Origin of the sequence: Microbacterium sp. (assembly GCF_030149085.1) — a bacterium.
In the GTDB taxonomy this organism is placed as follows: Bacteria; Actinomycetota; Actinomycetes; order Actinomycetales; family Microbacteriaceae; genus Microbacterium.
This window is the reverse complement of the sequence record NZ_JASBSF010000028.1, coordinates 1-2035: the sequence shown is the minus strand read 5'-3', so window position 1 is coordinate 2035 and position 2035 is coordinate 1. Positions and strand designations below refer to the sequence as shown.

3 protein-coding genes and 1 pseudogene are annotated in these 2035 nt (G+C 68.3%); 1 reads left to right on the top strand and 3 read right to left on the bottom strand.

Going from position 1 to position 2035, the window contains the following annotated elements; translation table 11 throughout:
* Window positions 1-450, top strand: a pseudogene (locus Q1V87_RS01010) (adenylosuccinate lyase); the annotation flags it as partial.
* Here the strand turns inward: Q1V87_RS01010 and Q1V87_RS01005 are convergent.
* The 3 genes from Q1V87_RS01005 to Q1V87_RS00995 form a co-directional block, all read right to left on the bottom strand.
* Complete coding sequence (locus Q1V87_RS01005; protein ID WP_300590476.1) at window positions 447-800, bottom strand: amino acid transporter; 354 nt, start codon at window positions 798-800, stop codon at window positions 447-449. The pseudogene Q1V87_RS01010 and the gene Q1V87_RS01005 sit on opposite strands and share 4 nt — an antisense overlap.
* A complete protein-coding gene (locus Q1V87_RS01000; RefSeq protein ID WP_300590475.1) occupies window positions 797-1450 on the bottom strand; it encodes an acyl-CoA synthetase in 654 nt (217 codons plus the stop codon). Before Q1V87_RS01000 ends, Q1V87_RS01005 begins: the two co-directional genes overlap by 4 nt.
* A 90-nt stretch (window positions 1451-1540) precedes the next feature.
* Window positions 1541-2035, bottom strand: a 495-nt coding sequence (locus tag Q1V87_RS00995; RefSeq protein WP_300590474.1) for an aldo/keto reductase, incomplete at its 5' end; no start/stop codon positions are given.

Here is a 2035-nt window from a genome sequence, read left to right as displayed (position 1 = left end):
CTGCTGGCCACCCTTGCGCAGACACTCGTGACCTCGCGCCTGCAGCGGGATCTCACCGACTCGACGACGCAGCGCAACATCGGGGTCGCGCTGGGTCACTCCCTTCTCGCGCTCGACAACCTCGCCCGCGGGCTCACCGAGATCTCGCTCGCGCAAGCCGCCCTGGACGCAGATCTCGAAGCCAACTGGGAGGTGCTGGCCGAAGCGATCCAGACTGTCGTGCGCGCCGAGATCGTTGCTGGTCGCTCGCAGATCAACGATCCCTACGCGCTACTGAAGGACCTCACCCGCGGGCGGCGGGTCGGACCTGCCGAGCTCGCGGAGTTCGTACGGGGTCTCGACATCGGCGATGCCGCGAAGGAGCGCCTGCTCGCGCTCACGCCGGCGTCATACACGGGTCTCGCATCGGACCTCGTCTCCGAGATCGACGGAGCCTCGGCCGCGCTTTAGGCGGTTGGTGCTGACGAGCCGCCGGCCTCGCGGTCTTCGGGCGTGGTCGCCGACGCGGCGTCGCCGTCGGGCTCGTCGTCCAGCAGCACGGGCCGATCAATGGTCTTGGTCACCTGCGCGGGGTCGATCGCCAGCAGCAGGAGTGCGAGCGCGACGAGGGTGACCACAAAGGTCACTCCCGCGACGATGAGCGCAACGATCAGGGCGTTCTGCACGTCCTCGGCGGGGATCTGCTGGAAGAACCCCATCGATACGAGGGTCACGATCCCGGCAAACAGGGCAGCCACGAAGGCGAGGCCGAGGAGCTGGACGGGGCGCATGATCTCCCGGCGCGTGGGCTTGTCGGTCATGGCTTCCTCTCGGCCGTCGCTTCGGTGACCGGCGCCGCGGCCTCGGCATCCGTCTGGCGCGGCGAGAACGCGGCGATACCGAGGTAGACGGCGACGATCGCCGCGTAGCCCCCGAAAATGCCGACGGCGATCGTTATACCGGTCAGCGTGAAGGTCTGTCCCGCCTCTTCGATCGTGTAGGTCAGGGCATACTGCACCGGAACGGCCAGAAGGCCGATACCGAGCAGGATGCCGAGGGCGCCGATCGTGATGGCATCGCGGCTCTGCGAGCGCGGCAGGTGCGTCATCCGTCGGGCTCGGACTCCCGCGACCAGCTCGACGATGCCGCTGAGCACCGCCCACGCGATCACGACGACGAAGAACATGGTGTCGGTGCGAAGCCCCGGCATCCCGGTCGCCATTCCCGCGAGGAGGGCGAGGATGCCGAGCAGTACCGCTGCCCACCGGTTGCCCTTCGGGAAGATCAGCCACACTGCTGCGAACCACACCAGACCCGTCGCGATCGCGAAGCCGCTGAATACGGCGAGACCGACCGCCGCGGAGTGATCGGGCGAGAACGTGATCATGACCGCTGCCAGCGCGGCGAAGAAGGCTCGCGCCAGCTGAAGATGCCTCACCTCAAGGGTGCGGAGGGGTGCAGCGCTGGTCACAACACTCAAGTCTATTCGTCGATGCGGGCCTTCTCGGCGGGCCCGGGTTTCCCGGTCACCTCCTCGGACCACGCCCACAGCAGCGCAGGATCACCAGAGGGGGTGGATCGCCTCGCGCAGGTGACGGTCATAGACGGCGTGAACTGCCGCGTCGAAGGCGTCGAGGTCGAAGGCTCCGGGCTCGAGCAGCGCACCCGCGCCAGCGTTCGCCTCGGCCTGCTGGGGAGTTCGTGCGCCCGGGATCACGGAGGTGACACCGGGTTGCGCGGCGATCCAGGCCAGGCTCGCGGCCGGCAGCGAGACGCCGTCGGGCAGCGCTGCAGCCAGCTCGGATGCCGCGGCGATCCCGACCTCGAAGTCGACGCCCGAGAACGTCTCGCCGCGATCGAACGCCTCGCCGTGACGGTTGTACGAGCGATGGTCATCACTCGCGAACGTCGTGGCTGTCGTGTACTTGCCCGAGAGCAGGCCGGATGCCAGCGGCACCCGCGCGAAGATCGCGACCTCTGCCGCGGCGGCCGCCGGAAGCACCTCGTCGAGGGGCTTCAGGCGGAAGGGATTGACGATGATCTGCACGTTGGTCAC

What these genes read in the sequence shown, in the direction of transcription:
- Q1V87_RS01005 (WP_300590476.1), bottom strand. Translation starts at nt 800, where the DNA reads ATGACCGACAAGCCCACGCGCCGGGAGATCATGCGCCCCGTCCAGCTC.